The organism is Nonomuraea sp. LPB2021202275-12-8 (assembly GCF_037044575.1).
Classification (GTDB): Bacteria; Actinomycetota; Actinomycetes; order Streptosporangiales; family Streptosporangiaceae; genus Nonomuraea.
The window spans coordinates 20,377-46,719 of the sequence record NZ_JBAHWD010000022.1 but is presented as its reverse complement, the minus strand read 5'-3'; the positions used below and the strand labels follow the sequence as shown (position 1 = coordinate 46,719).

The following is a 26,343-nucleotide window of genomic DNA, read 5'->3' as shown; positions in this document are numbered from 1 at the left end:
CTGGACCATGCGGCTCGGTAACCGCTACCTACTGCTCTCCCGCATCGCCACAGGTGGCATGGGGGAGGTCTGGCGTGCCCGCGACGAGCTGCTCGGCCGCGAGGTGGCGGTCAAGGTGCTGCGCAGCCACATCTACGCCGACCATGCCTTCCGCGAGCGCTTCCGCAACGAGGCGCGGATCACCGCGGGCCTCGCCGACCCGGGCATCGCCCAGATCTTCGACTACGGCGAGCACAGCGACCTGGCCTATCTGGTGATGGAGCTGGTGCACGGCGAGCCGCTGTCGGCCATCCTGACACGTAACGGCCCCCTCGGCCCCGAGGTGGCGCTGGACGTGCTGCACCAGACGGCCAAGGCGCTGCACGTCGCCCACTCCTCGGGGATCATCCATCGCGACATCAAGCCGGGCAACCTGCTCGTGACGCCCGAGGGCGCCATCAAGGTGACCGACTTCGGCATCGCCCGCGCCATGGAGGCCGCGCCCGTCACGCAGACCGGCACGGTGCTCGGCACCGCCCAGTACGTCAGCCCCGAGCAGGCTCAGGGTCTTCCGCTGACTCCGGCGACCGACCTCTACTCTCTGGGCGTCGTGGCCTACGAGTGCCTGGCGGGGCGCACCCCCTTCCACGCCGACAGCGCCGTGGCGATCGCCCTGCGCCACCTGAACGAGGAGCCGCCGCCGCTCGGCGTCGACGTGCCCGCCGCGGTGCGCCAGCTGGTCATGGCCCTGCTGGCCAAGGATCCCGCGCAGCGGCCCGGCTCGGCGCTGGAGCTGGCCGACCGCGCGTACGTGCTGCGCGAGTCGCTGAGCGGAGTCGCGGGGGCGGGCGCCGAGCTGAGCATGCTGACCGACCCGTCGGGCTTCTCGGTGCGGCCGCCGCACCAGGAGGACGAGCAGACCACCGACAGCCTCGGCGACCCGCCGCCGGCCACCGAGCTGCAGCGCTCTCAGCGAGGGCCCGTGCCCGCGCCGCGGCGCCGCCGGACCGGCCGCACGGTGGCGCTGGTCGCCACGGCGGGATGCGCGGCGGCGGTCGGGCTCAGCGCTCTGGCGTTCACCTACACGCAGGAGCCGGCGCCCGCGCCCATCGGCACCGCGGAGCCCGCCTCGCCGACCGGCGAGGTCTCCCCCAAGCAGCGGCCGTCACGGACCAAGACCCAGACCCGTCGCCCTCCGGTTGTTACGGTGAAGTCGACGAGGCCGGTACCCTCACGGTCGGCTACGGTTACCAAGTCGGCAATTCCGACGAGGCGGCCGACGCCGAAACCGACCCCGACCGCCACCCGTACCCCGACCCCCACACCGACCCCAACGCCCACTACGACGCCGACAGCGACATCTTCGGCCTCGCCGGACCCGGGTGAGACAAACCCGTAGAAGGAGAAGACGTGATGCGCCAACGGGTCGATGATGGACACCGGCGGCCGCCCCCCGAGCAGGCCGGCCACAAGATGAACGGTAAGGGACAGTGCAGGAAATGACTCAGCCTCGGCTACTCGGAGGTCGCTACGAGCTCGACGGTGTCGTCGGGCGTGGCGGCATGGCCGAGGTGTATCGCGCCAGAGACATCCGGCTGGACCGAATAGTCGCGATCAAGACGCTCCGGTCGGATCTGGCTCGCGATCACACCTTCCAGGCCCGATTCCGCCGGGAGGCGCAGTCGGCGGCGTCGCTGAACCATCCGGCGGTCGTCGCCGTCTACGACACCGGCGAGGATGTCACCGACGGCACTCCGGTGCCCTACATCGTCATGGAGTACGTCGACGGCCGGACGCTGCGCGATCTGCTGCGCGCGGACCGGCGGCTGCTGCCGGAGCGCGCGGTCGAGCTGGTCGACGGCATCCTGCGAGCGCTCGACTACAGCCACCGCGGCGGCATCGTGCACCGCGACATCAAGCCCGCGAACGTGATGATCACCACCGCCGGCGAGATCAAGGTGATGGACTTCGGCATCGCCCGGGCGATGGCGGACTCGGCCGCGACCATGACGCAGACCGCGCAGGTTATAGGGACCGCCCAATACCTGTCCCCCGAGCAGGCTCGGGGCGAGCGGGTCGACGCGCGCAGCGACATCTACTCCACCGGGTGCGTGCTCTACGAGCTGCTCACCGGCCAGCCGCCGTTCACCGGCGACTCCCCCGTCGCGATCGCCTACCAGCATGTGCGCGAGGACCCGATCCCGCCGTCGCAGATCGACCCGGAGATCCCCGCGTGGGCCGACGCGATCGTGCTGAAGGCCATGGCCAAGGACCCCGCACACCGCTATCAGAGCGCCACCGAGATGCGGGCCGACATCCAGCGGGCCATGACCGGCATGCCGGTCGACGCGCAGACGATGCAGATGACCGGCAACTACGGCCAGGGCACCCGGATGATGACGGCGACGCAGTCCGCCGCGGGCCCGGCGACCCACCGCTCCGGCGCGATCCCGGCCTACGAGTACGGTGACGGCGAGGGCGGCGGCGGCCGTGGCGGGCGACGCCGGGCCAGCGGCGGCGGCAACACGGCGCTCAAGACCGCCGCCTGGATCATCATCCCGCTGCTGATCATCGGTGCGTTCATCACCGTGGGCTACGTGGTCTTCAGCTCCAACAGCAATCCCACCGAGACCGCGGTCAAGATCCCCGACCTGGCGACGCAGCAGCTCGACTACGCCCAGACCGAGCTGCAGAGCCTCGGGCTCAAGGCCGAGGTGATCCAGGAGTTCAGCGAGAACGACAAGGGCACGGTCATCAAGACCGATCCGGCTTCGGGCGTCGAGGTGGACAAGGGCTCCACCGTCAAGGTGTACGTCTCCAAGGGCCAGGAGAAGGTCAAGGTGCCGGACGGCCTGATCGGCCTCACGACCGACGAGGCCAACCAGCTCCTCGCGGACCAGGGCCTGAAGGGCTCGGTCAAGACCAAGGCCTCCAGCAGGGCGCAGGGCAAGGTCTTCCAGACCGACCCGAAGGCCGGTGAGGACATCGAGAAGGGCGGCACCGTCACCCTCTGGGTGCCCAAGCAGCTGGCCGAGGTCCCCAGCGTGCTCAACCTGACCGAGGCGGACGCCAAGCGGGTGCTCGAAGAGGCCGGCTTCAAGGTCAAGGTCGTGCCGCAGCCCAACGACCAGCCCCAGGGCACGGTCGTCCAGCAGAACCCCGGCGAGGGCGCCAAGCTCGCGCCGCGGATGACCGTCACCATCGTGGTCTCCGAGGGGCCCGCGACTCCGACGGAGCAGCCCACGGACGACTTCCCGACCGACGACCAGCCGACGGACACTCCCACGGACGACTTCCCGCCCGAGGAGGATCCGCCCGGCGACGACCCGTTCGACGGTGGTCTCAACGGCTGACGCGTAAAGGGCCGCCATCCCCGCTTGGGGGTGGCGGCCTTCGCGTGTGCTGCCTCGCCGGGAGACCAAACGCGCCCCCGCCGCTCGGGGGCAACGGCGGGGACGCTCGTCTGTGTGTCGTTTCGCGGCGATTGTTCGTTACACGACTTCGTCCAACCAGTTCGCCAGGAGCCGGTGGCCGTGCTCCGACAGGACGGACTCGGGGTGAAACTGGATGCCTTCGATGGGCGCGGTGCGGTGGCGCAGCCCCATGATGACGCCGTCGCCGGTGCGCGCGGTCACGTCCAGCACGTCGGGCACGGTTTCCGGGCGTACGGCCAGCGAGTGGTAGCGGGTCATCAGAATCGGCGAGGGGAGCGTCGCGAACACACCCTTGCCCTCGTGGCTGATGGCGCTGGTCCTGCCGTGCACGAGCTCGGGGGCGCGGGCCACCGTGGCGCCGAAGGCGCAGGCGATGGCCTGATGGCCGAGGCAGACGCCGAGCAGGGGCCGGCCCCGTCGGAGCGCGTGATGGACCAGGGGGATGCTAACGCCAGCAGCCTCGGGCGTGCCGGGGCCGGGGCTGATGAGCACGCCGTCGAAGCCGTCGGCGTCGTCCACGCGGACGTCGTCGCGCGGGCGCACGTCGCACGTGGCGCCCAGCTCCCGGAGATACTGGACGATGGTGTGGACGAAACTGTCGTGGTTGTCCACCACCAGCACACGACTCATCTGCGTACGGTCACCTCGTCGAGCGTCACGAGCGGCTCCAGTAGCGGGAACAGGACATACCACAGTACGGCCACCACGCCGGCGGCCAGCACCCCGGCCCACAGCAGCTTGGTCCCCGTGTCCCCAGGCAGCTTGCGCCACAGCCAGGCGTACATGTCACTCCTTCCTGAGCTCGGTCCGCTTCAGGACGCCGTACACGATGAGGCGCTGAGCGGCCGAGTATTCGGGGTGGCAGGTGGACAGCGTGATGTAGGGGCGGATGGGCCGGATGTCGGGCTTGCCGGGGACCGGTGCGACCACGTCGATCTCGTCCGGCTCCACGATGTCCTGGGAGGTCACGCGGTAGGTGTAGCGGGCCTCGCGGGCCTCGACGACGATCTCGTCGTCGCGCTCCAGCTCGTCCAGGCGGTTGAACGGCGCCGCGTACGTGGTCCGGTGGCCCGAGACCACGAAGTTCCCGACTTCGCCGGGCATGGCGCTGCCCGGGTAGTGCCCTGGCCCTCTCTTGAGGTGCGCGGCCTCAACGCCCTCCACCACGGCGTACTCGTAACCGCGGCCCAGCCTCGGGATGCGCAGCATGGCCACCGCTCCGCCCAGCTCGATCCGCTCGACCCGCCCGGCGTTCGCGGCGGCCCGCCGCTCCGCCAGCTCGCGCTGGAGCAGCAACTGCTGGCCGGCGGTATAGGCGCCGGTGCCCCAGAGCAGATAGGCGCAGAACAGCATCAGGACCAGCCCCGCGGTGACGGTCGTCTCCCCCACGGTCCGCAGCATGACCCGCACCCGCCCAGCGTATGCGTGTGCGATCGTGATGCCCGGGATCGCCATGGTGCGCGCGTGGCGACTATCCTGGGCCACGCTACGACTACCCTTAACGAAGAGCCTGTGGACGATCCGGAAGCCCAGGCCCTCAGCAGGAGTTACCCAGTGCCCAAGTCCAAGGCCCGCAAGAAGGCGGTTTACACCCCGCCGCAGAAGTCCCAGCAGGTAAAGGTCAGCCCTCGCTGGCTCGCGCCGACGATGGTCGCGTCATGGCTCATCGGCATCCTGTGGATCGCCACCTACTACGTGGCGCCCCGCGCACCCTTCATCGGCGATCTGCAGAACTGGAATCTGCTGATCGGGTTTGTTTTCATCATCTTCGGTGTGGTGCTTTCCACCCGCTGGCGTTAGTTCTTTCCACAGTCTTTTCCACACCTGGGGAAGTCAGCCCGCGGCACTGAGGATCGTGGACACTCTGATCAGCACGAGTGCCACGAACACGGCCACCGTCCCCGCGATCGCCAGCACCTGCCACAGGGTCCGGTTGTTCTTGGGGGCGTAGGCCAGCGCGCCCGCGAGCGCGGCCCCGGTGATCAGGCCGCCCACGTGGCCGGTCCAGCTGATGCTGGGCACCAGGAATGTGATGACCAGGTTGATCGCGATGAGCGCGGCGATGCCGCGCACGTCCATGTTCAGCTTGCGGCTGACGACGAACATCGCGCCGAACAGCCCGAAGATGGCTCCGGACGCGCCCACGGTAGCCGTGTTGAGCGCGTCCACCCAGAACACGAGCACCGACCCGCCCAGCGCGCTGACCAGATAGACGGCCAGGAATCGGACATGCCCGAAGGCCCGCTCCAGGTAGGGGCCGATGACGAAGAGCGCCCAGCCGTTGAACAGGATGTGGAAGACTCCGCCGTGCACGAACGCTGAGGAGATCAGCCGGTAGTACTCGCCCAGGACGGCGACCCCGGCCGGCCACATCGCGAACAGTCGCGAGACGTCCAGCCCCGGGAGCTGCTGGGCGGCGAAGACCAGCACGTTGACGGCCAGCACGGCCCAGGTCACGTACGGAACGGCCACCGCGGCGCCGCCGAAGGTGGACCGGGCCTGCCGCAGCCCCTTGTTGCCCTCGGCCACGCACTCGGGACACTGGAACCCCACGGCGGCATCGCGCATGCAGTCGGGGCAGATCGGCCGGTCACATCGCTGGCAGCGAACCCAGGTCTCCCGATCAGGGTGCCGATAGCACGTCGGCGCCGCCTGCTCGGGCTGGTCGGGCTGCGAGGGCGGGATAGGCGGCTGGCTGGTCATGACCGCAGCCTAAGGCCTGCCGGACCGTGCCGCGTGTGGGCGGCGATCTGTCTGCTGGGACGCGATCCGCGCCGGCGGCATCCGACCGTCCTGCCCACGTGGCAGCCGCCGGTTCGCCGCTGCTGTCCGTGCCGGACTTTCCGGCCGCGGTCGGCGGATGCTCCTCTTTTACGGCCCAGCCAGGCCGGACCACCCGCCGACCGTGCCGGGGGCCTCCGGGGGGACGCCCTATGACCCGCACGTGGGCACGGCGGCCGCATCGGCCGCGGATGCCCACGGGGCTTCCCTTCTACCGGAGGCCGCCCTGTCCGGTCGTGTCAGGCCTCGACGCGCTCGATGGTGACCGACTCGAGGACGATGTCCTCCGCCGGGCGGTTGTTCCGGCCGGTGCGGGTCTTGGAGATCGCGTCGACCACGTCCTGGCCCTCGAGCACCTCGCCGAAGATGGTGTGCTTGCCGTTGAGGTGGGGCGTGGGCACGGAGGTGATGAAGAACTGCGAGCCGTTGGTGCCCTTGCCGTACTGGATCCCGGCGTTGGCCATGGCCAGCAGGTAGGGCCGGTCGAAGTAGAGGTCCGGGTAGATCTCGTCGTCGAACTCGTAGCCGGGGCCGCCGATGCCCTGCCCCAGCGGGTCGCCGCCCTGGATCATGAAGTCGGGGATCACCCGGTGGAAGATCGTGCCGTCGTAGTAGCGGCCCGTGCTCTTCTCGCCGGTGCCCGGGTGGGTCCACTCGCGGCCGCCCTCGGCGAGCTCGACGAAGTTTCGCACCGTCTTGGGAGCCTTGTTCGGGAAGAGCTCGACTTTGATATTGCCGCGATTGGTCTGCAGATTTGCGATCAGCTTCTCAGCCACGAGACAGCTGCCTTCCTCTATGCACACGGTTGGTTTGTGGTGTTTTGATGACCATGGTCGTTAGGCCTCTGCAGCCATCCTCCCACGGCTCGTCATGATTGAGCCGCCTTGTACCGGGAAGGTCAGGCGCGGGGCCCCAACGACAGGGGAGGTAGTCGTGTCCCTCACACTGAGAAGACGCCGCGTGGTCATAGAGGTACCCACCACGTGGACGGGCCGTATGAAGGCCCAGGCCGTACGAACCGGCAACCGCATGGCACCGATCGCGGACCAGGCCAAGACGGCTGCGAACCGGCGTGTCGAAGACGCCCGCTACTGGGCAGCACCAAGGCTAGAGAACGCCGCCCATCGGGTCGAGGACCAACTCGCCCCGGCGGTCAGCTCGATGCTGACCACCGCGGCGGACAGGGTCAATCCAGCCCGGACACAGTCCCGGCGCTGGCCGATGTTCGTCCTGATGACCGGTCTTGCTGTGGGTGCGGTGGGCTACATGTTCTACCGCCGCAATGCCCAGCAGTGGACCGAGCACATGAAGGACTCCGCTTCCGACGCCTCGCGTTGGGTCGGCGAGAAGTCCGAAAAGGCAGTGAACACGGCGGACCATGCCGGCACGCAGGTGTCCGACAAGGCGGATGAGGCTTCTAGAAAGATGTCATGATCCGCAGCAGGAACGCGCCCCCGGTGATCCGGGGGCGCGTTCTTGCGCGCGGGGGCCCTGGCACGGTAGGACCTGCGCCGGGTCGGCGATCGAGTGTGATTTGTCACTCCATACGACTTATAAGGTCGAAAACATGCTGTACGGCAGAGCCGCGGAGACTGCCGCGATCGACGACCTGATCCGTGCGGCGACGGCTGGTGAGGGGCGCGCGCTGATGTTGCGCGGCGAGGCGGGCGTCGGCAAGTCGGCCCTGCTCGACCTGGCGGCCTCGCGCGCCCACGATGCCGCCCCGGTGCCCGTGCTGCGGGCTCAGGGAGTCGAGGGCGAGGCCGATCTGGCGTTCGCGGCGCTGCACCAGTTCCTCCAGCCGGTGACCGGGCTGCTCGACGCGCTGCCGGGGCCGCAGCGGGCCGCCGTGGCCGGAGCGCTCGGCCTGGCCGCGCCCAGCGGCGACCGGTTCCTGGTGTCGGCCGGGGTGCTGTCGCTGCTGACCGAGGCGGCGGCCGAGGGCGGGCTGCTCTGTCTCCTGGACGACTTCCAGTGGTTCGATCGGGCGTCGGCCGACGCCCTGCTGTTCGCCGCCAGGAGGCTGCGGACGGAGAAGATCGCGATGCTGCTCGCCGTGCGGGGCGACGGTCACCATCCAGGGGTGCCGGAACTGCGGGTCGGAGGGCTGGACGCCGAGAGCGCCGGGAGCCTGCTGGATTCCAAGGCCAGGATGGCGCCGGGGGTGCGGGCCCGGCTGGTGTCCGCTACCGGCGGCAATCCGCTGGTCCTCGGCCACGCCGTGGCGCTGCTGACGCCCGATCAGCTGTCCGGCCGGGCTCCGCTGCCCGAACCGCTGCCCGGGGGCGACCAGCTCTTCGGAGAAGAGGTGGCACGGCTGTCCCCGGACGCCCGGCTGGTGCTGCTGGTCGCGGCGCTGGAGGCCGAGCTGCCCCTCGTCCTCCATGCCGCTACGCGCCTGACCGAGAGCACGGGGTCCAGGGTGCAGGCCGGGCTGGACGAGGCGGAGAAGGCGGGGCTGGTGATGGTCGCCGGGACGGCGATCAGGTTCCGGCACCCGCTTGTCAGATCGGCTATCCACGCCTCGGCGAGCTCCGTGGAGCTGCGGCGGGCACACGCCGCGCTGGCCGGGCCGGGCGAGCCGTCGGGGTCGATGGACGGCGACAGGCGGGCCTGGCATCTGGCCGCGGCGACCGTGGGCCGGGATGAGGGGGTGGCCGAGGCGCTGGCCGCCGCCGCGGAGCGGGCGCGGGCCAGGGGTGGCTACGGCGACGCGGCCACCGCCCTGGCGCGGGCGGCCGAGCTGACGCCGGAGTCGCTCACCCGTGCCCGCCGGTTGAAGGACGCGGCCACGGTCGCATGGCTGGGCGGCCGCCCCGGCCAGGCGCAGAGCTATCTGGCCGAGGCCCGTGAACTCGCCGAGGCACACGAGCCGGGCGGTGCGGTGCACGAGGTGCTCGGGCAGATCTCCCAGTTGCGGGGGCGGTTCGAGCTCAACTCCGGGGACGCCGCGGAGGCCGTACGGATTCTGACGGCCGGGCAGGCGGCGGTGGAGCGGCACGCCCGCGGGCCCGGTGCGGCGGCGCTGAGCCTCGACATGCTCGCCGACGCCTCCGAGGCCGCGAGCTACGTGGGGGACGTGGCCGCCCTGGTGGAGATCGGGCGGCGGGCCAGGGCGTTCCCGCCGGGGTTCCTGCGGGACGTGGTGGCCGGGATCGGCGCGATGCTGGACGACGGCAGCGGTGGTGAGCTGCTGCGCGGGGCGCTGGAGCGGACCGGAGAGCTGGGCACGGCGGCGGAGTTCCTGTGGGCCTGCGCGGCGGCGAGCTATCTGGGCGCGGTCGACGTCGCCGCCGAGCTGGTAGGGCAGGCCGGGCAGGTGGCCAGGGTGTCGGGGATGGTCGGGCAGCTGCCCGTGGTGCTGGAGTTCGTCTCGACGGCCGAACGGCTCAAGGGCAGGCTCGCCGAGAGCGCGGCCGTCGCCGAGGAGGGGCTGGCGCTGGCCCGGGAGGCGGGTTACCGCAACTCCGAGGCCGCTCACCTGGCCAACCTCGCGGTGGTGGCCGCGTTGCGGGGCGAGGAGGACGCCTGCCAGGAGCACGCGCGGCAGGCGCTGGCCATCGCGGTGCCGCACCGGGTCGGGTTGCGGGCGGGGACGGCCTCGTACGCCCTGGCCATGCTCGATCTGGGGCTGGGGAGGTTCGAGGCGGCGCACGCGCGGTTCGCCTCCCTGGTCGCCGGCGGGCCGGGGGTCGGGCATCCGACCGTGACGCTGCGGTCCACGCCCGATCGGGTGGAGGCCGCCGTGGGGGCCGGCGAGGCCGAAGCCGCACGGAAGGCGCTGGAAGGACTGCGGGCGGCCGGAGGCACGACCGCCGAGGCGCGGGCGCTGCTCCTGCGCTGCGAGGGCCTGCTCGACGGCGACACCGGGGCCTTCGAGGAGGCGCTGCGACTGCACGGGGAGCCGTTGGAGAGAGCCCGGACCGCGTTGCTCTATGGGGAGCGGCTGCGCCGCACGCATCGACCGGGGCAGGCACGCGGACACCTGCGGGCGGCGCTGGAGACGTTCCGGAGGCTGGGTGCGGGGCCGTGGGAGCGGCGCGCGCACGGCGAGCTGCGGGCGGCGGGCGAGACGGCCGAGAGGCCGGCGAACGACGCGGCGGCCCTGCTGACCCCGCAGGAGCTGCGCATCGCGCGGCTGGTGGCGGAGGGCGTGTCGAGCAAGGAGGTGGCGGCCCGGCTCTTCCTCAGCCCGCGCACGGTCGAGTATCACCTGTACAAGGTCTATCCGAAGCTCGGCATCACGACACGTACTGAACTCGCCCGCCTTCTGTAGAGGCCCAGTAGTCCTACGGAAGGCATCGGCGCGGTGGAGCGGCAAGCTGCAGTCATGCAAACGAACCTGATCAACATTGACGGCGTCGAGCTCTGGACCGAGGAGTTCGGCCACCCCTCCCACCCGCCGGTGCTCCTGGTGATGGGCTCGATGTCGCAGGGCATCCTGTGGCCGGACGAGTTCGTCGGGCAGCTGGTCGCCGGCGGACGCCGCGTCATCCGCTACGACCACCGCGACACCGGCAAGTCCGGCACCATCGACTTCGACGCCGATCCCTACACCTGGCACGACATCAAGGACGACGTGCTGCGGGTGATGGACGCCTACGGCCTGGAGAGCGTGCACCTGGTCGGGCACTCGGCGGGCGGGCTGATCAGCCAGCTGATCGCCGTCGAGCGCCCGGAGCGGGTGCGGACGCTGACCGTGATCGGCTCCTCGCCGCTGGGCGGGCACGAGGGTGAGGTGATCATGCGCTCGCTCATGGGCCAACCGCAGCCGGAGGGCAGCCTGCCGCCGCCCCTGCCGGAGTTCGTGGCGTACTTCACGAACGCGATCACCAGTCCGCCGCCCGCCGGCCGCTGCGAGCAGATCGACGAGTTGATCGCCCAGGCGCGGGTGCTGAACGGCACCGCGCTGCCGTTCGACGAGGACGCCGAGCGGCAGCTGGCCGAACGGGTTTACGAACGGGCCCGGGACCTGTCGGCGCTGGTGAACCACCGCCGGGCCGCCGCCGCCGACCCCGGCTTCGAGCCGGAGGGTGTCCTGCACCAGGTGAAGGCGCCGACGCTGGTCGTCGAGGGCACGCACGAGCCGGCCAAGCCGGGCCACAGCGCGATCATCGCCGAGCGTATCCCCGGCGCGGAGCTGCTGATGATCCAGGACATGGGGCACATGATCGCGCCCCAGGTGTGCGAGCCGCTGGCCGCGGCCGTCCTCGCGCACACGGAGATCTAACCGATGATCGCCGACAACCCGGCGAGCGCGTCCACGACCTGGCGGGCGTCAGGCGTGCTCGCCGGGTCGAGCAACCACTGGATCATCAGGCCGTCGGAGATCGCGATCAGCACGGAGACCAGCACCTCGGGCGCGACCGGCAGCTCGGTGCCCAGCTCGGCGCTCGCCCGGCGGAGCATGTCGACGCCCGCCTCCCTGCTCTTGGCGTAGGAGGCGGCCAGCCGCTCGCGCAGGACGCTCTCGCGCAGCGCCGCCGGATAGCCCTCCACGCAGATGACGAGCTGGGGGCGCATCTCCTCGAACACGTCCACCATGGCGCTCAGGGCCCGCTCCAGCAGCTGTCTCGGGCTGTCCAGGCCGGTGTCGAACACGGCCTGCTCGACCCGCTTGGTCCAGGCCTCGAAGCAGCCCGCGATGGCCTCGTTGAGCAGGGCGTCCTTGCCTCCGAAGTGATAGCCGATGGAGGCCAGGTTGGTCCCCGACGCGGCGACCAGGTCGCGGGCCGTGGTGCGGGCGTACCCCTTTTCCTGCAGGCAGCTCACGGCTCCGGCGAGGAGCCTCTCGCGGTATCCGCCGGCCTCTTTTCGTGACACGCGGTCCATGCTACAGATATATACGAACGTATATGACGTACGTATGTATTTGGAGGTGTGTGATGGTCCCTCCCGGACCCCGGATTCCCTCGCTCGCGCAGACGGCGTGGTTCATGAGAGATCCCATGAGCGCGCTGGAGACCTGGCACCGCAGGTACGGCCCGATCTTCACGGTGCGCTTCTTCGGCTTCCCGCCGGAGGTGTACGTCGCGACCGCCGAGCTGGCCGAGCAGGTGTTCCGGACCGACGCGGGCGGCGGGCGGGCCGGCGCGGCCCGGCGTGACTTCCTCGAACCGCTGGTGGGCAGGCACTCGGTGCTGACGCTGGACGGCGACGACTGGGCGGGGCATCGCAAGACGCTGACGCCGCCGCTGCGGGCCAGGCAGGTCGCGGGCTACCACGATGAGATCGCGGCCATCGCCGCCGAGAAGATCGCCGGCTGGCCGCTGGGCGAGCCGTTCACGCTGCGCGACCGCATGCAGGAGATCACGCTGGAGATCATCCTGCGGCTGGTCTTCGGCATCAGGGACGCCGCGCGCCTCGACCGGCTGCGCGCGCTGCTGCCGGAGCTGATCGAGGCCGGCGGGTCGATGACCGTGGCGATGCTGCCGGCCCGGCTGCGCGAGCCCGCGGGGCGGGTGCCGTTCCTGCCGTACGCGCGCTTCCTGCGGCTGCGCGCCACCGTCGACGCGATCCTGTACGACGAGATCGCCCGCCGCCGCCGCGAGCCGGAGGGCACGGACGTGCTGAGCAGGCTGCTGGAGGCCGGGCTCGGCGACGAGGAGGCGCGTGACGAGCTGATCACCCTGCTGATCGCCGGGCACGAGACCACGGCGACCGGCCTGGCCTGGGCCTTCGAGCGGCTCCTGCGCCTGCCTCACATGCTGCGCCGGCTGCCGGACGACGAGGTCTACCTCGACGCGGTGATCAAGGAGGTCCTGCGCGTCCGGCCCGTCGTCTACGAGGCGCCCCGGCTGATCGACGCGCCGCTGCGGCTCGGCGGCTACGAGATCCCCGCCGGATGGTACGCGGGACCGTTCATCCCGCTCGTGCACCACGACGCGGCAGCCTTCCCGTCACCGGAGGAGTTCCGTCCGGAACGCTTCCTCGACGGGCAACAGAGCAGGGCCTGGATGCCGTTCGGCGGCGGCCGGCGCTTCTGCGTCGGCGCCCAGCTGGCCCTGCTGGAGATGCGGGTCATCATCCGGGAGGTGCTGCACCGCCTGGAGCTCGTGGCGCCGGATCCGGTGCCAGAGGCCAGGCGGCTCGCGAACGTCACCCTCGCTCCCGCACGACTCACGCGCGTTATTGCGCGCGCTCACTCTCCTGCTCGGACGCCGTAGCCGGGCGCATGTCGTCCCGATCGTCATCGGCGCCCAGCTCCTTGCGGAGCCGGTCGTAGTCGATGTTGTGGTTGGTGTACTTCAGCTGGCGAGCGACCTTCGTCTGCTTCGCCTTGGCTCTTCCTCGGCCCATGGCTACTCCCTAGTCCCCGCTGTCATGCTATCTAACAACGTTACGACTTGAAGAATTATGCAACTGCGCTGGATTAGTCTGGCACTATGCACGTGGAGGTCAACCAGGCCAAGGCCGACTTCTTCCGAACTCTCGGCCACCCCGCTCGCATCCGAGTGTTGGAGCTACTCCAGGAAGGGCCACTGCCCGTAAGGGATCTCCTGGCCCAGATCGACATCGAGGCTTCGAGCCTCTCCCAGCAGCTCGCGGTCCTGCGCAGAGCAGGCATCGTGACCGCCATCCGCGAAGGCAGCACCGTCGTCTACACGCTGGCCACACCCGAGCTCGCCGACCTGCTGGGCACCGCCCGCCGCATTCTGACCGACATGCTCGCCGATCAGGGCCAGTTGCTGGCCGAGCTCCGGGCGGAGGTCACCTAGCCCGCGCAAAAGGGCCAGAGTCCCGATCCGTTAGGCTCTGGCCCATGGTCTCCGAGCTCTTCGATCCCAAGGCGTGGCAGGCGGTCGACGGTTTCGACTTCGCCGACATCACCTACCACCGGGCGGTCGACCAGGGCACGGTGCGGATCGCCTTCAACCGCCCGGAGGTGCGCAACGCCTTCCGGCCGCAGACCGTCGACGAGCTCTATCGCGCCCTCGACCACGCCCGGCAGACCACGGACGTCGGCTGCGTCCTGCTCACCGGCAACGGCCCCTCGCCCAAGGACGGCGGCTGGGCGTTCTGCTCCGGCGGCGACCAGCGCATCAGGGGCAAGGACGGCTATCAGTACGCCGACGGCTCGCCCTCGACCGGCCGGCTGCACATCCTCGAGGTGCAGCGGCTGATCAGGTTCATGCCCAAGATCGTCATCTGCGTGGTACCCGGCTGGGCCGCGGGCGGCGGGCACAGCCTGCACGTGGTGGCGGACCTCACACTCGCCAGCGCCCAGCACGCGCGCTTCAAGCAGACCGACGCCGACGTGGCCAGCTTCGACGGCGGCTTCGGCTCCGCATACCTCGCCCGCCAGGTCGGGCAGAAGTTCGCGCGCGAGATCTTCTTCCTCGGCGACACCTACACCGCGGCCGACGCGCACCGGATGGGCATGGTCAACGCGGTCGTCGCGCACGAGGGGCTGGAGTCGACGGCCCTGGAGTGGGCCCGCAAGATCAACGGCAAGTCGCCGACGGCCCAGCGGATGCTCAAGTTCGCCTTCAACATGATCGACGACGGGCTGGTCGGGCAGCAGGTGTTCGCGGGCGAGGCGACCCGGCTGGCCTACATGACGGACGAGGCCGCTGAGGGCCGCGACTCTTTCCTGGAGAAGCGCGCTCCCGACTGGTCGCCGTTCCCCTGGCACTTCTAGCCCGAGGCAGACTGGGGCGATGAAGATCGTGGTGCCGCCGGCGCTGGCCGAGAACCATGTGAAGCAGGAAGGCGAGGCGGGGCGCGCGTGGTCCGCCGGCCTGCCCGCGCTCGGCGAGCGTTACCTGAAGGAGTGGGGGCTGCGGCTCGACGGCGAGCCCAGGCACGGGGTGGTCTCCCTCGTGCTGCCCGTCGTCCGCGAGGACGGCACCAGGGCCGCGCTCAAGCTGCAGCCCGTCACCGACGAGAACGCCACCGAGGCCCCCGGGCTGCGCACGTGGGCGGGGGACGCCTCGGTGCTGCTGCTCGAATCCGACCCCGAGACGGGCACCATGCTGCTCGAACGGCTCGAAGCCGACAGGTCGCTGTCCGGCGTGCCGGACGACATGGAGGCGCTCGGCATCCTCACCGAGCTGCTGGCCCGCCTGGTGTCCTACCCGGCCCCCGAGGGGATGCGCCGGTTGGGCGACATCGCCCAGGCCATGCTCGACGACGTGGACACCGCGGTCGCCGCACTGCCCCGGGAACGGGACCGCCATTGGATGCGGCGGTGCGCGGCGGCCGTGGCGGAGCTCGTCTCCGAGCCCGGCGACCGGCTGCTGCACTGGGACCTGCACTACGACAACGTGCTGGCCGCCGAGCGGGAGCCGTGGCTGAGCATCGACCCCAAGCCGCTGGCCGGCGACCCGGGGTTCGATCTGTTGCCGGCCCTGGACAACCGGTGGGACGTCGTGGTGGCGTCCGGCGACGTGACGCGGACGGTGCTGCGCCGCTTCGACCTCATGGTGGACCGCCTCGATCTCGATCCGCGGCGAGCGGCCGGATGGACCCTCGGCAGGGTGCTGCAGAACTCCTTGTGGGACGTCGAGGACGGCCAGCACGAGCTCAACGAGATCCAGCTGGCGATCGCGGAGGCGGTCGACCACCGCCGGTAGGACTCCGGATCAGTCCGACAGGCCACGCAGGAAGCTACGGGCGAGTCCGGCGACCTGGGCGCCGCGGGTCTCAAGGACGAAGTGGCCCGCGTCCAGGAGATGGATGTGCGCCTCCGGCACGTCCTTGGCGAAGGCGAGTGCGCCTTCGGGGGCGAAGATCTCGTCGTTGCGGCCCCAAACGGCCAGGACCGGCGGCCGGTGCCGGCGGAGGTACTCCTGCCACTGCGGGTAGCGGGCCACGTTGGTGCCGTAGTCGGCGAAGATCGCGAGCTGGATCTCCTGGTTGCCCGGCCGGTCGAGCAGCGCCTGGTCGAACAGCTCCTTGTCGGGGTTGACCAGGGAGGGGTCGCTGACCCCGTGCGTGTACTGCCAGTGCGTCGCCTGCCTGGTGTAGTTCTCGCGCAGCGGGGCGAGGTTCTGCTCCGAGGGGTCGGCCCAGACCGCCTTGAGTCCGTCCCAGAACGGCGTCAGGCCCTCTTCGTAGGCGTTGCCGTTCTGCGTGATGATGCCGGTGATCCGCTCGGGGTGGCGCACCGCGAGCCGGAAGCCGACGGGCGCCCCGTAGTCGTGCACGTAGACGGCGTACCGGCGCACCCCGATCGAGTCGAGCAACCGCTCCACCACGTCGGCGAGGTGGTCGAAGGTGTAGTCGAACTCGGCGACGGCCGGGGCCGAGCTGTGCCCGAAGCCCGGGTAGTCCGGCGCGATGAGGTGGAACTCGTCGTCGAGCTCGGCGATCAGCTCCTGGTAGGCGATGGACGAGGTCGGGAAGCCGTGCAGCAGGACCAGCGTGGGCGCTGACGGGTCACCTGCCTCGCGGTAGAAGACGTCGAGCCCGTCGATGCTGGCGGTGCGGTAGCGGATGGTCACAGCAGCCCCTTAACCGGTCAAATCCGTTTTGATGGTTAAGTGATAACATGAGGAGCGATAACCGGTCAAATCGCATTTGGGGGTTAAGGGTGAGAGTCCGGCCTCTCCGAGGCGAGCCCTTGGGGCTGGATCTGGTCGACACGGTGTGGACGGAGCACGGCGAGCCGGTCGACCAGTTCGAGGATCTCGACGGGGTGCGCGCCTGGCTGGCCGATCACGACCTGCCCGGCGCGGAGGAGCCAGAGCGGGCGCGCGACCGGCTGGTGACGGCCCGCGACGCCATGCGCGCCGTCCTCGCCGGGCAGGGAGGCGACCGGCTCAACGCGGTGCTCGACCACGGCAGCCGCAGGCCCCGCCTGCGCGGCGCGGAGCCGTACGAGGTGGTGGTCGTGGACGAGGCGGCCTGGCACGGCGCGTGGGTGGCGGCGGCCGACCTCGTGCGACTGCTGGCCGAGCGGCCCGAGCGGGTGCGCGCATGCGCCGGCCCGCAGTGCGTGCTGTGGTTCCTCGACGTGAGCAGGAACGGCAGCCGCCGCTGGTGCTCGATGGAGGGATGCGGCAACCGGGCGAAGGTGGGCCGGTTCAACCAGCGTCAGCGGACCGGCCCGTAACCCCTCAGCCGGGCAGGATGACGATCTTTCCCCTGCCGTGGCCGGTCTCGATCTCCCGGTGCGCGTCCGCGGCCCGCTCCAGCTCGTACGTCCTGCGTACCGGGAATTTCAGCTCCCCGGCGGCGTACAGGGCGGCGTAGCGGCCGAGGCGCTCGGCGGTGCGGACCCCCTGGGTGGTCCTGATGCCGAGCCCGGCGGCCTTGCCGTGCTCGACCAGCGTGAGGACGCGGTCGCGGTCCTTGACCAGCTCCAGGGAGACCTCCAGCGCGTGACCGCCGGCGCCGTCGAGCGCGGCGTCCACCGGCGCGATGGCGCGCACCCGGTCCGCGAGACCCTCGCCGTAGGTGACGGGGATCGCGCCGAGGTCGCGCAGATAGTCGTGGTTCTCCTCGCGGGCCGTGCCGATCACGGTGGCTCCGCGCATCCTGGCGATCTGCACGGCCGCGGTGCCGACGGCGCCCGCGGCGGCGTGCACGAGCAGCGTGTCGCCCGGCCCCACGGCCAGCCCGTCGATCGCGATCTCGGCCGTCTGCACCCCGGCGGTCAGCCCGCCCGCCACCTCCCACGGCACCGCGGCCGGCTTGGCCGTCACGTCGCCGGCGCCCACCACCACGTACTCGGCATAGCTGTTGAGCAGCGAGAAGCCGAGCACCTCGGCGCCCAGGGCCACGCCGGTCACGTCCTCGCCCACCTGATCCACCACGCCCGCGAACTCGTTGCCGGGGATGCGCGGCAGGTCGCCGGTCACGCCTGGCGGGGTCCATCCCGCGCGGACTGCGGTGTCGAAGGGCTGCACGCCCGCCGCCCTCACCTTCACCCGCACCTGGCCCGGCCCCGCCTGGGGCGCCGGGAGTTCCATCACTCGCAGCACTTCCGGGCCGCCGAAGGCGGCGAACGCCGCGGCCCGCATGATCTCTTCACTCATGCCGCCCAGCCTGTTCCCTCAACCGCGCTTGAGGTCAAGCCGGCTAACCATTCGGGAACTTTTTCTTTTACTCCCTCTTTATCTAGATATAGTCCGACACGGACAGGCACCGGGGGACGGGGCACCAAGCATTGAGCGAGTTCCTGCACGTCGCACTGAGCTTTCCGACGGCCATTTTCAGCTTTCTGCTGATCGTGGTCCTCGGTTATTGGATCGTGGTCATCACCGGGCTGTTCGACCTCGACGGCGGTGACGCGCCCTGGCTCGGATTCGGCGGCGCGCCGGCCGGAGTCACCCTCTCCCTGCTGATCGCGCTGGCCTGGCTGCTGAGTCTGATCGGCAGCCAGTTCGCGGCCGGACCGCTGCTGCTGGCCGTGCCCGCGCTCGCCCTGGCAGGCGCCTGGCTCGGCACCCGGGCGCTGCTCAGCCCGCTGCGGCGGCTGCTCCCGAAGGAGCGCCAGCCCTCGCGCGGGGACTTCGTCGGCCAGATGTGCGTCATCCGCACCGGGCAGGCGACCCACGACTTCGGCCAGGCCGAGGTCAGCGCCGCCGACGGCTCCTCCGCCGTCGTCCAGGTCAGGACGACCGGCGAGGATCGCCTCAGCCGCGGCGACAGCGCACTGATCTTCGAATACGACGCAGACGGCGAGTTCTTCTGGGTCATGCCTTACGAAAGTGAGCACTGATGGATGTCATCTCCACCGGCTTCGGAATCTTCCTCGCAGTTGTCCTCGTCGTCGTCATAGGCCTGCTCATCGTCATCAGCCGCCTGTTCCGCAAGGTCGAACAGGGCAAGGCGCTGATCATTTCAAAGGTCAACAAGGTGGATGTCACATTCACCGGCGCCGTGGTGATGCCCGTCGTGCACCGGGCCGAAATCATGGACATTTCGGTGAAGACCATCGAGATCGAGCGGACCGGCCGTGAGGGTCTGATCTGCCGGGACAACATCAGGGCCGACATCAAGATCACCTTCTTCGTCCGGGTGAACAAGACCGCCGAGGACGTCATCAAGGTCGCCCAGGCCATCGGCACCGTGCGGGCCAGCGACGAGTCGACGCTGCAGGAGCTGTTCAGCGCCAAGTTCTCCGAAGCGCTCAAGACCGCGGGCAAGCAGCTCGACTTCGTCGACCTCTACACCAAGCGTGACGAGTTCCGCGACCAGATCGTCCGGCTCATCGGCACCGACCTCAACGGCTACAGCCTTGAGGACGCGGCCATCGACTACCTGGAGCAGACCTCGCTGCTGTCGCTGGACAAGAGCAACATCCTCGACGCCCAGGGCATCCGCAAGATCACCGAGCTGACGGCGATCGAGCACGTGCGCACCAACGAGTTCCAGCGCACCGAGGAGAAGGAGATCACCCGCCAGAACGTGGACGCCCGCGAGGCCATCCTCGAGCTGGAGCGCCGCCAGGCCGACGCGGAGATCAAGCAGAAGCGCGAGATCGAGACCATGAAGGCCCGCGAGGAGGCGGAGATCGCCCGCGTGCAGGCCGAGGAGCGGCTGCGGGCGACGTCGGCCAACATCAAGACCGACGAGCAGCTCGGCGTGCAGCACGAGAACCGGGCCCGCGAGGTGGCCGTCGCGGAGAAGAACCGCGAGCGGGTGATCGCGATCGAGAGCGAGCGGATCGAGAAGGACCGCCTCCTGGAGGTCATCGCCCGCGAGCGGGAGACCGAGCTGTCGCGCATCGCCAAGGACAAGGAGGTCGAGACCGAGAAGCGGTCGATCGCCGAGGTCGTGCGCGAGCGCATCGCGGTGGACAAGACGGTGGCCGAGCAGGAGGAGGCCATCAAGCGGCTGCGCGTGGTCGAGGAGGCCGAGCGCACCCGCCAGTCGGTGATCATCGCCGCCGAGGCGGAGGCGCAGGAGAACCTGGTCAAGGGCATCAAGGCGGCCGAGGCCGCGGAGGCGGCCTCGAAGTTCAAGGCCCGCGAGGAGCTGGTGCTCGCCGAGGCCAGGCAGCAGGCCGCCGAGCTGGACACCAGGGCCAAGATCCGGCTGGCCGAGGGGATCCAAGCCGAGTCCGCCGCGTCCGGGCTGGCCGAGGTCCAGGTCAGGGAGCGCGACGCGGAGGCGATCGAGAAGGTCGGCCGCGCGGAGGCGATGGTGCTGAGCGAGAAGCTCAGGGCCGAGGCCGACGGCGCCAGGGCGATGGCCGTGGTCGAGGGCGACCGGCTCAAGGCACAGGCGGAGGGAGAGCAGGCGATGGCCCTGGCCAACGCCGCCGCGGTGGGCGAGAAGCTGAAGGCCGAGGCCGAGGGTCTGACGGAGAAGGCCGCCGCGCTGGCGGCACTGGACGAGGCCAGCCGCGCGCACGAGGAGTACCGCCTGCGGCTGGAGGCCGACAAGGAAGTGCGGCTCAAGCAGATCGACGTGTCCCGGCAGGTGGCGGAGTCGCAGGCGAGCGTGCTGGCCGCCGGCCTGGCCAAGGCGAACATCGACATCGTCGGCGGCGACACGATGTTCTTCGACCGGGTGGTGGGCTCGATCACCGCGGGCAAGGTGGTCGACGGGTTCGTCGAGCACTCCGACGTCGCCCGATCGCTGACCACGCCCTACCTGAACGGCTCCGCCAGCCTGATGGAGGATCTGGCCGGCGTGATCGGCGGGGTCAGCAGCGAGGACCTGAAGAACCTGACCGTGTCGGCGCTGCTCATACGGCTCATCCAGCGTGGCGGACCGGACTCCGGAGCGCTGGGCGAGCTGCTGGAGACCGCCCGCCGGCTCGGCGTGGCCGACTCCTCGGTGACGGCGCTGGTCCCCGCGAAGGCCTGACAGCGTGATCGAGAACGCCCAGCAGCCCGGCCTCACGAGCACCGCGGTCCTTGAGGCCGGCACCTACGAGGTGCTCAGCAACCGGCTCGGCGCCCAGGCCAAGGCGCTGTCGAAGGCGGCGGAGGCCGTCAACACGGAGCGCCTGAAAGTGTTCGGCGGGGCCGAGCTGCGCCTGCTGGGCACCGAGCGGATCCGCACGGAGAACAACTGCGTCCCCAGGGACATCGTCTCCGTGGGTGACGTCATGCTGTTCGGCTACAACGTCTTCATCGGGCTCAAGCCGGAGACCGCGGTGGCCGACGTCTTCTCGGTGCACCGGTTCACCCGGGACGGCGACGCCTTCAGGTTCGACCCGGAGAAGCTGGCGGCCCTGGACGACCCGGCCTTCGGGAAGGACTTCGCCGAGCTCTACCGCTACTACAAGGAGACCACGCTCGCGCAGCTCAGGCGGGTGGAGGGCAAGCTGCTGGCCGTCTTCCGGACGGGCCCGGCCGACATCCGCGTCCTCCGCTGGACGGTCTCGCCCACCGGGGTCACGAAATATCAGGACAATCGCGGGGAGCGGGACCATGTCTTCCCGGCCTCCCACGACTTCGAGTGGACCGCCACCACCCGCGACGACCACGTGCTCGGCCGCCACCCGCACATCTCCATCGAGGACGAGGTGTTCGTCGAGACCGTCGGCGGCGACCTCACCATCAAGATCGAGAACAACACCGAGTCCGGCGAGGGCATCTACGCCGAGCCCGTCGCCGAGCCCCTGCAGAGCCTGGCCGACGCCGACGTCGAGCACGCCCGCGTCGGGCCGCTCATCCTGATGCGGATCAGGCCGTACAAGGAGACCGAGTGGCGTCACCTGGTCTTCAACACCCGCACCAAGGCCGTGGACAGGCTGGACGGGATCGGCCAGGCGTGCCGGCGGCTGCCGGAGGACCAGGGGCTGATCTTCCCCGGGGGCTACTACCTCGCCACGGGGGTCAGCAAGACGTTCGACACCGACGTCAGCGACCTGGAGTTCGAGCGGGTCGTCCGCTCCCCCAACGGCGAGGACGTGCTGTACGTCTTCCACGCCAGAGGTGACGGACGCTCGCTGCTGCTGCCGTACAACGTGATCAGGAAGGAGGTGGCGAACCCCATCGTCTGCCACGGCTACTCGGTGTTCGACGACGGCACCATGGTGGTCTTCCGCGCCACCTCCGAGGAGCCGACGCGGGTGCACCCCATGCAGGTGTGGCAGACGCCGTACGTCTCCGACACCTACGCCGCCGCCCAGCCCTCCGGCACCGGGCCGCTGGAGCGCATCGGCAACGCCGAGCTGGTGCGCGGGATCTCCGACTGCCTGTCGGTGTCCCGCATGGTCGAGGAGATGGCGCCGTCGGCCGCCACCTTCGAGGCGCTGATCGCCGCCTGCACGCGCGCCTTCGACAGCTATCACTGGCTCGGCGAGCACGGCCTGCGCGGCCCGCTCGCCGACGTGCGCGCCACCGCCGAGCAGGTCCTCGACGAGTACGAGAGCGTCGAGCAGCTCACCCGCCAGGCGGCCGGCACGCTCGCCGAGGCCGCCGAGGAGGTCACCCACCTGCTGCGCCGCTCCGCGGGCGACTCCCCCACGACGGCCGACGCCTGGGTCACCCTGCTGGCCACCCTGCGCAGGGCCCAGGGGCACCTGGTGACGCTGCGCGAGGTCCGCTACCTCGACCTGGCCAGGCTGGACGAGCTCGCCGACGCGCTGACCGGTGAGCTCACCTCGGCGGGCGGCCGGGCCATCGCGTTCCTGGAGCAGCCCGAGGCGTTCACCGCCTACCACGCGGCCGTGGAGGGGCTCGCCGCGGAGGCGTCCGCGATCAGCACCGTGGCGGAGGCAGCGCCGGTCGCCGAGCGGCTGGCCACGCAGACGGAGGGACTCGACGTCGTCACCGAGGTGGTCGGCTCGCTCGACATCGCCGACGCCACCGTCCGCACCTCCATCCTGAGCCGGATCGCCGAGGTGCTCGGCGGCGTCAACCGGGCTCGGGCCCTGCTGGACGGGCGCCGGCGCGAGCTGCTCGGCGCCGAGGGCAGGGCGGCGTTCGCGGCCGAGTTCGCGCTGCTCGGCCAGGCCATCACCGGCGCGCTCGCCGTCGCAGACACCCCGGCCAAGTGCGACGAGCAGCTCGGCAGGCTGATGCTCCAGGTGGAGAACCTGGAGTCGCGCTTCGGCGAGTTCGACGACTTCGCCGAGCAGCTCAACGCCAAGCGCGAGGACGTCTACGAGGCCTTCTCGGCCCGCAAGCAGACGCAGCTGGACGCGCTCGCCCGCCGCGCCGACCGGCTGTTCGCCTCGGCGGAACGCACGCTCGGCAGCATCACCAGAAGGCTTTCCACGCTCGGCTCGCTCGACGAGGTCAACACCTACTTCGCCACCGACCCCATGGTGGCCAAGCTCCGATCCGTCTCCGCCGAGCTGCGCGACCTCGGCGACCCCGTACGGGCCGAGGAGCTGGAAGGCCGGGTCAAGGCGGCGCAGCAGGAGGCCGGGCGTGCCCTGCGCGACCGGCTCGACCTGTTCAGCGACGGCGGCGAGACCATCCGCCTCGGCCGCCACCGCTTCGCCGTCAACACCCAGCCGATCGACCTCACGCTGGTGCCACACGTGGAGCGAAGCGGCCGCGACCACGAGCACGTCGAGATGCACTTCGCCATCACCGGCACTGATTACCGCTCTCCGGCCCCTGCCTCCTTCGCCGACACCCGCCCCTTCTGGGACCAGCTGCTCGTCTCGGAGACCGCCGAGGTCTACCGCGCCGAGCACCTGGCCGCGTCCCTCATGGAGACCGCGGCCCTCGGCCCCGACCTGCCCGAGCTCGTCCGGCGGGCCGCCCAGGAGCGCTACGACGAGGGCTACGAGCAGGGCGTCCACGACCACGACGCCACCGCCATCCTCGACACCCTCCTCCGGCTGCGCGAAGGCGCGGGCCTGCTGCGCTACCCGCCGAAGGCGAGGGCGGCGGCCCAGCTCTTCTGGGCGTACGGGGTCCAGGAGGTTTCACGTAAAACATTCGCCACCCGGGCCGTGTCGCTCGGCCGGGCCAGAGCGGTCTTCGGGACCACGCCCGCGCTCGCGTCGCTGGCAGCGGAGCTGGGCGGGCTGATCGGCGCGTTCCTGGCGACCGTCGGCGCGCCGGGCGGCGACGCGGCCGGCGGTGCGGCCGGCGGTGCGGCCGGGGATGTGGCCGGGGATGTCGCCGGCATCGCCGGGGAGTATCTCGTCGAGGAGCTCGCCGGCAAGCCCGACGGGTTCGTGACCAGCAAGGCCGCGCGGGATCTGGTCGAGGGATTCCACCAGGCTCTGGGACCGGCCAAGGTGCGCGAGTTCGAGGAGGACCTCAAGGCCGTCGCCCTGCCTGAGCGGGTGCAGCTCGCCCAGGCCTGGCTCGGGGCGTTCAGCCAGGGGCCGGAGTTGCCCGAGGCCATCGCGGTGCAGCTCTGCGACCTGGAGCGGCACGACTCCAGCGCGGCGGTCGCCGCGACCGTGGACGGGCTGCTGGGGGCGCACCCGCGGATCGTGGACAGGAAACTGGAGATCCGGCTGGACGAGATCCTGGACCGGACGCGGCGGTTCGCGGCGGAGCGGGTGCCGGCCTACCGGGCCTTCCAGCGGCGCCGCACCGAGCTGGTCGAGGCCGAGCGGGCCAGGCTGCGGCTGGAGGAGTATCGCCCCAAGGTCATGAGCGCCTTCGTGCGCAACAGGCTGCTGGACGAGGTCTACCTGCCGCTGATCGGCGACAACCTGGCCAAGCAGCTCGGGGCCTCCGGCGAGGGGAAGCGGACGGACCAGATGGGCCTGCTGCTGCTCATCTCGCCGCCCGGCTACGGCAAGACGACGCTGATGGAGTACGTCGCCAGCCGCCTGGGACTGATGTTCGTGAAGGTGAACGGGCCGGCGCTGGGGCACGCGGTGACGTCGCTCGACCCGGCGGAGGCGCCGAACGCCACCGCCAGGCAGGAGGTCGAAAAGATCTCCTTCGCGCTGGAGAGCGGCGGCAACACGCTGCTGTACCTGGACGACATCCAGCACACCTCGCCCGAGCTGCTGCAGAAGTTCATCTCGCTGTGCGACGCCCAGCGCCGCATCGAGGGTGTCTGGAACGGCCGCACCCGCACCTACGACCTGCGCGGCAAGAGGTTCGCGGTGTGCATGGCGGGCAACCCGTACACCGAGTCCGGCCAGCGGTTCCGCATCCCCGACATGCTCGCCAACCGCGCTGACGTGTGGAACCTGGGCGACGTCCTGTCGGGCAGGGACGAGCTGTTCGCGCTGAGCTACATCGACAACGCCCTCACTTCCAACCCGGTGCTCGCGCCGCTGTCGGCCCGAGACCGGTCGGATGTCGAGCTCCTGGTCCGGCTGGCGAAGGGCGACCAGGCCGTCAGGCCCGACCAGCTCAGCCATCCCTACTCGGGGCCCGAGCTGGACCAGATCCTGAGCGTGCTGCGCAAGCTGGTGCGGGCGCAGGAGGTGGTCCTGGCCAACAACCGGGCCTACATCGCCTCGGCGGCCCAGTCCGACGCCGCCCGTACCGAGCCGCCGTACCGGCTGCAGGGCTCCTACCGCAACATGAACAAGCTGGCCGAGCGCATCGTCCCGGCGATGAACGAGGCCGAGCTCGAAGCGGTGATCGACGACCACTACCTGGGCGAGGCGCAGACCCTCACCACCGACGCCGAGGCGAACCTGCTCAAGCTCGCCGAGCTGCGCGGCCGCATGACCGCTGAGCAGCAGGCCCGCTGGACCGAGATCAAGGCGGCCTACCTGCGGGCCAAGGCGCTGGGCGGCAGCGGCGACGATCCGATGACCAGGGCGGTCGGCGCCCTCGGGCTGCTGGCGGACCGGGTCCGGGAGGTCGGCTCGGCCATCAGGGAGTCATGAGCTCCGCTCGGTGAGCTTCGCGGTGGCCGCTCGCTGGACGGCGGTGGCCCGCTGGAGGAAGTCGAGGATCACTTCCAGCTCCTGGTCGGAGTAGCCGGCGTAGAGCTCGGTGAGCCCGGTCACCAGCGGCTCGAAGAGCTCACCGAAGCCGGCGATCCGCTCGTGGTTGATCTCCACGATGACCCGCCGGCGATCCTTCTCGTGCCGGACGCGCCGTACCAGCCACTTGGCCTCCAGCCGGTCGATCAGCCCGCTGATCGAGGCCGGCGCCAGCCCGGTGTGCTGGGAGATCTCGCCCGCGGTCAGCGGTCCGAGGCGTTGCAGCAGGTCGAGGGTCTTCTCCTCGCTCGCCCCGAGGCCCATCCGCTCGCCCATGGCGGTGTGGTACATCACCGCGGCGTTGCTGTTGTCGCGCCCGGCCATGCTCAGCGCCTCCAGCAAATTCTTTCGGTGCTCCGAAATATCTCTGGACACGAG

The 26,343-nt window shown here is 70.5% G+C and carries 24 protein-coding genes; 14 read left to right on the top strand and 10 right to left on the bottom strand.

The annotated features are described in order from the left end of the window. The first annotated feature begins 7 nt into the window (after positions 1–7). Entirely contained in the window at positions 8–1,378 is a 1,371-nt protein-coding gene (locus V5E28_RS31995; RefSeq protein WP_336212478.1) for a protein kinase domain-containing protein, read from the top strand. A gap of 100 nt (positions 1,379–1,478) precedes the next feature. After that, a complete protein-coding gene (pknB, locus tag V5E28_RS31990; RefSeq protein WP_336212477.1) occupies positions 1,479–3,332 on the top strand; it encodes a Stk1 family PASTA domain-containing Ser/Thr kinase in 1,854 nt (617 codons plus the stop codon). A gap of 138 nt (positions 3,333–3,470) precedes the next feature. Here the strand turns inward: pknB and V5E28_RS31985 are convergent, their stop codons facing one another. From V5E28_RS31985 to V5E28_RS31975, 3 genes are read right to left on the bottom strand one after another with little or no spacing between them, the layout of a single operon-like run. Beyond that, positions 3,471–4,043, bottom strand: a complete 573-nt coding sequence (locus tag V5E28_RS31985) for an anthranilate synthase component II (protein WP_336212474.1) — start codon at positions 4,041–4,043, stop codon at positions 3,471–3,473. Beyond that, positions 4,040–4,198 (bottom strand): hypothetical protein, encoded by a 159-nt coding sequence (locus V5E28_RS31980; RefSeq protein ID WP_336212472.1) that lies wholly within the window; start codon positions 4,196–4,198, stop codon positions 4,040–4,042. The genes V5E28_RS31985 and V5E28_RS31980 overlap by 4 nt, the downstream gene beginning before the upstream one ends. 1 nt (position 4,199) lies before the next feature. Further along, positions 4,200–4,814 carry a class E sortase gene (locus V5E28_RS31975; protein ID WP_336212633.1) on the bottom strand — a complete coding sequence of 205 codons (615 nt, stop codon included), beginning with the start codon at positions 4,812–4,814 and terminating at the stop codon, positions 4,200–4,202. A 153-nt stretch (positions 4,815–4,967) separates the two neighbouring features. On the opposite strand from V5E28_RS31975, the gene V5E28_RS31970 reads away from it, so the two are divergent. Then, positions 4,968–5,213, top strand: a complete 246-nt coding sequence (locus V5E28_RS31970) for a cell division protein CrgA (RefSeq protein ID WP_336212470.1) — start codon at positions 4,968–4,970, stop codon at positions 5,211–5,213. 33 nt (positions 5,214–5,246) lie between these two features. On the opposite strand, the gene V5E28_RS31965 is transcribed toward V5E28_RS31970, so the two are convergent. Together V5E28_RS31965 and V5E28_RS31960 are read right to left on the bottom strand one after the other, a co-directional pair. Then, a complete protein-coding gene (locus V5E28_RS31965; protein ID WP_336212468.1) occupies positions 5,247–6,116 on the bottom strand; it encodes a rhomboid family intramembrane serine protease in 870 nt (289 codons plus the stop codon). A gap of 317 nt (positions 6,117–6,433) precedes the next feature. Continuing rightward, positions 6,434–6,970 (bottom strand): peptidylprolyl isomerase, encoded by a 537-nt coding sequence (locus V5E28_RS31960; RefSeq protein WP_336212467.1) that lies wholly within the window; start codon positions 6,968–6,970, stop codon positions 6,434–6,436. 220 nt (positions 6,971–7,190) lie between these two features. On the opposite strand from V5E28_RS31960, the gene V5E28_RS31955 reads away from it, so the two are divergent. The 3 genes from V5E28_RS31955 (at position 7,191) to V5E28_RS31945 (ending at position 11,424) form a co-directional block, all read left to right on the top strand. After that, the gene (locus V5E28_RS31955) at positions 7,191–7,628 is read left to right on the top strand and encodes a hypothetical protein (protein ID WP_336212465.1); all 438 of its coding nucleotides are present in this window, start codon (positions 7,191–7,193) and stop codon (positions 7,626–7,628) included. Between the two features lie 133 nt (positions 7,629–7,761). Next, on the top strand, positions 7,762–10,470 hold the full coding sequence (locus tag V5E28_RS31950) for a helix-turn-helix transcriptional regulator (protein WP_336212464.1): 2,709 nt from the start codon (positions 7,762–7,764) through the stop codon (positions 10,468–10,470). A 54-nt stretch (positions 10,471–10,524) separates the two neighbouring features. After that, positions 10,525–11,424, top strand: coding sequence for an alpha/beta fold hydrolase (locus V5E28_RS31945; RefSeq protein ID WP_336212463.1), 900 nt, complete (start codon positions 10,525–10,527; stop codon positions 11,422–11,424). On the opposite strand, the gene V5E28_RS31940 is transcribed toward V5E28_RS31945, so the two are convergent. Next, positions 11,421–12,017 carry a TetR/AcrR family transcriptional regulator gene (locus V5E28_RS31940; protein WP_336212461.1) on the bottom strand — a complete coding sequence of 199 codons (597 nt, stop codon included), beginning with the start codon at positions 12,015–12,017 and terminating at the stop codon, positions 11,421–11,423. The two genes, V5E28_RS31945 and V5E28_RS31940, sit on opposite strands and share 4 nt — an antisense overlap. A gap of 32 nt (positions 12,018–12,049) precedes the next feature. On the opposite strand from V5E28_RS31940, the gene V5E28_RS31935 reads away from it, so the two are divergent. Next, positions 12,050–13,360: a cytochrome P450 gene (locus V5E28_RS31935; RefSeq protein ID WP_336212460.1), complete on the top strand. Its 1,311-nt coding sequence runs from the start codon at positions 12,050–12,052 to the stop codon at positions 13,358–13,360. On the opposite strand, the gene V5E28_RS31930 is transcribed toward V5E28_RS31935, so the two are convergent. Then, positions 13,323–13,493 (bottom strand): DUF3073 family protein, encoded by a 171-nt coding sequence (locus V5E28_RS31930; RefSeq protein WP_336212459.1) that lies wholly within the window; start codon positions 13,491–13,493, stop codon positions 13,323–13,325. The genes V5E28_RS31935 and V5E28_RS31930 overlap by 38 nt on opposite strands. A gap of 86 nt (positions 13,494–13,579) precedes the next feature. On the opposite strand from V5E28_RS31930, the gene V5E28_RS31925 reads away from it, so the two are divergent. The 3 genes from V5E28_RS31925 to V5E28_RS31915 are packed head-to-tail and all read left to right on the top strand — an operon-like array spanning position 13,580 to position 15,769. Further along, positions 13,580–13,912: an ArsR/SmtB family transcription factor gene (locus V5E28_RS31925; RefSeq protein ID WP_336212458.1), complete on the top strand. Its 333-nt coding sequence runs from the start codon at positions 13,580–13,582 to the stop codon at positions 13,910–13,912. A 44-nt stretch (positions 13,913–13,956) separates the two neighbouring features. After that, complete coding sequence (locus V5E28_RS31920; RefSeq protein ID WP_336212457.1) at positions 13,957–14,835, top strand: 1,4-dihydroxy-2-naphthoyl-CoA synthase; 879 nt, start codon at positions 13,957–13,959, stop codon at positions 14,833–14,835. 19 nt (positions 14,836–14,854) lie between these two features. Next, positions 14,855–15,769 carry an aminoglycoside phosphotransferase family protein gene (locus V5E28_RS31915; protein WP_336212456.1) on the top strand — a complete coding sequence of 305 codons (915 nt, stop codon included), beginning with the start codon at positions 14,855–14,857 and terminating at the stop codon, positions 15,767–15,769. 9 nt (positions 15,770–15,778) lie between these two features. Here the strand turns inward: V5E28_RS31915 and V5E28_RS31910 are convergent, their stop codons facing one another. Then, on the bottom strand, positions 15,779–16,639 hold the full coding sequence (locus V5E28_RS31910) for an alpha/beta fold hydrolase (RefSeq protein ID WP_336212455.1): 861 nt from the start codon (positions 16,637–16,639) through the stop codon (positions 15,779–15,781). 119 nt (positions 16,640–16,758) lie between these two features. Here V5E28_RS31910 and V5E28_RS31905 point away from each other — a divergent pair, with 119 nt between their 5' ends. Next, complete coding sequence (locus V5E28_RS31905) at positions 16,759–17,250, top strand: CGNR zinc finger domain-containing protein (RefSeq protein WP_336212453.1); 492 nt, start codon at positions 16,759–16,761, stop codon at positions 17,248–17,250. Positions 17,251–17,254: 4 nt separating this feature from the next. On the opposite strand, the gene V5E28_RS31900 is transcribed toward V5E28_RS31905, so the two are convergent. Then, complete coding sequence (locus V5E28_RS31900; RefSeq protein WP_442945897.1) at positions 17,255–18,175, bottom strand: NADP-dependent oxidoreductase; 921 nt, start codon at positions 18,173–18,175, stop codon at positions 17,255–17,257. Positions 18,176–18,306: 131 nt separating this feature from the next. On the opposite strand from V5E28_RS31900, the gene V5E28_RS31895 reads away from it, so the two are divergent. The 3 genes from V5E28_RS31895 to V5E28_RS31885 are packed head-to-tail and all read left to right on the top strand — an operon-like array spanning position 18,307 to position 25,866. Continuing rightward, positions 18,307–18,861, top strand: a complete 555-nt coding sequence (locus tag V5E28_RS31895) for a hypothetical protein (protein WP_336212452.1) — start codon at positions 18,307–18,309, stop codon at positions 18,859–18,861. After that, positions 18,861–20,957, top strand: coding sequence for a flotillin family protein (locus V5E28_RS31890; protein WP_336212450.1), 2,097 nt, complete (start codon positions 18,861–18,863; stop codon positions 20,955–20,957). The genes V5E28_RS31895 and V5E28_RS31890 overlap by 1 nt, the downstream gene beginning before the upstream one ends. Positions 20,958–20,961: 4 nt before the next feature. Then, positions 20,962–25,866: a DNA repair ATPase gene (locus tag V5E28_RS31885; RefSeq protein ID WP_336212449.1), complete on the top strand. Its 4,905-nt coding sequence runs from the start codon at positions 20,962–20,964 to the stop codon at positions 25,864–25,866. Here V5E28_RS31885 and V5E28_RS31880 read toward each other — a convergent pair. Then, entirely contained in the window at positions 25,861–26,340 is a 480-nt protein-coding gene (locus V5E28_RS31880; RefSeq protein WP_336212447.1) for a MarR family winged helix-turn-helix transcriptional regulator, read from the bottom strand. The two genes, V5E28_RS31885 and V5E28_RS31880, sit on opposite strands and share 6 nt — an antisense overlap. Positions 26,341–26,343: the final 3 nt, after the last annotated feature.

Excerpts from the sequence above, each read along its gene's own strand:
- V5E28_RS31995 (WP_336212478.1), top strand. The coding sequence starts at position 8 with ATGCGGCTCGGTAACCGCTACCTACTGCTCTCCCGCATCGCCACAGGT.
- pknB (WP_336212477.1), top strand. The coding sequence starts at position 1,479 with ATGACTCAGCCTCGGCTACTCGGAGGTCGCTACGAGCTCGACGGTGTC.
- V5E28_RS31985 (WP_336212474.1), bottom strand. The coding sequence starts at position 4,043 with ATGAGTCGTGTGCTGGTGGTGGACAACCACGACAGTTTCGTCCACACC.
- V5E28_RS31980 (WP_336212472.1), bottom strand. The coding sequence starts at position 4,198 with ATGTACGCCTGGCTGTGGCGCAAGCTGCCTGGGGACACGGGGACCAAG.
- V5E28_RS31975 (WP_336212633.1), bottom strand. The coding sequence starts at position 4,814 with ATGCTGCGGACCGTGGGGGAGACGACCGTCACCGCGGGGCTGGTCCTG.
- V5E28_RS31965 (WP_336212468.1), bottom strand. The coding sequence starts at position 6,116 with ATGACCAGCCAGCCGCCTATCCCGCCCTCGCAGCCCGACCAGCCCGAG.
- V5E28_RS31955 (WP_336212465.1), top strand. The coding sequence starts at position 7,191 with ATGAAGGCCCAGGCCGTACGAACCGGCAACCGCATGGCACCGATCGCG.
- V5E28_RS31950 (WP_336212464.1), top strand. The coding sequence starts at position 7,762 with ATGCTGTACGGCAGAGCCGCGGAGACTGCCGCGATCGACGACCTGATC.
- V5E28_RS31945 (WP_336212463.1), top strand. The coding sequence starts at position 10,525 with ATGCAAACGAACCTGATCAACATTGACGGCGTCGAGCTCTGGACCGAG.
- V5E28_RS31935 (WP_336212460.1), top strand. The coding sequence starts at position 12,050 with ATGACGTACGTATGTATTTGGAGGTGTGTGATGGTCCCTCCCGGACCC.
- V5E28_RS31930 (WP_336212459.1), bottom strand. The coding sequence starts at position 13,493 with ATGGGCCGAGGAAGAGCCAAGGCGAAGCAGACGAAGGTCGCTCGCCAG.
- V5E28_RS31925 (WP_336212458.1), top strand. The coding sequence starts at position 13,580 with ATGCACGTGGAGGTCAACCAGGCCAAGGCCGACTTCTTCCGAACTCTC.
- V5E28_RS31920 (WP_336212457.1), top strand. The coding sequence starts at position 13,957 with ATGGTCTCCGAGCTCTTCGATCCCAAGGCGTGGCAGGCGGTCGACGGT.
- V5E28_RS31915 (WP_336212456.1), top strand. The coding sequence starts at position 14,855 with ATGAAGATCGTGGTGCCGCCGGCGCTGGCCGAGAACCATGTGAAGCAG.
- V5E28_RS31900 (WP_442945897.1), bottom strand. The coding sequence starts at position 18,175 with ATGAGTGAAGAGATCATGCGGGCCGCGGCGTTCGCCGCCTTCGGCGGC.
- V5E28_RS31890 (WP_336212450.1), top strand. The coding sequence starts at position 18,861 with ATGGATGTCATCTCCACCGGCTTCGGAATCTTCCTCGCAGTTGTCCTC.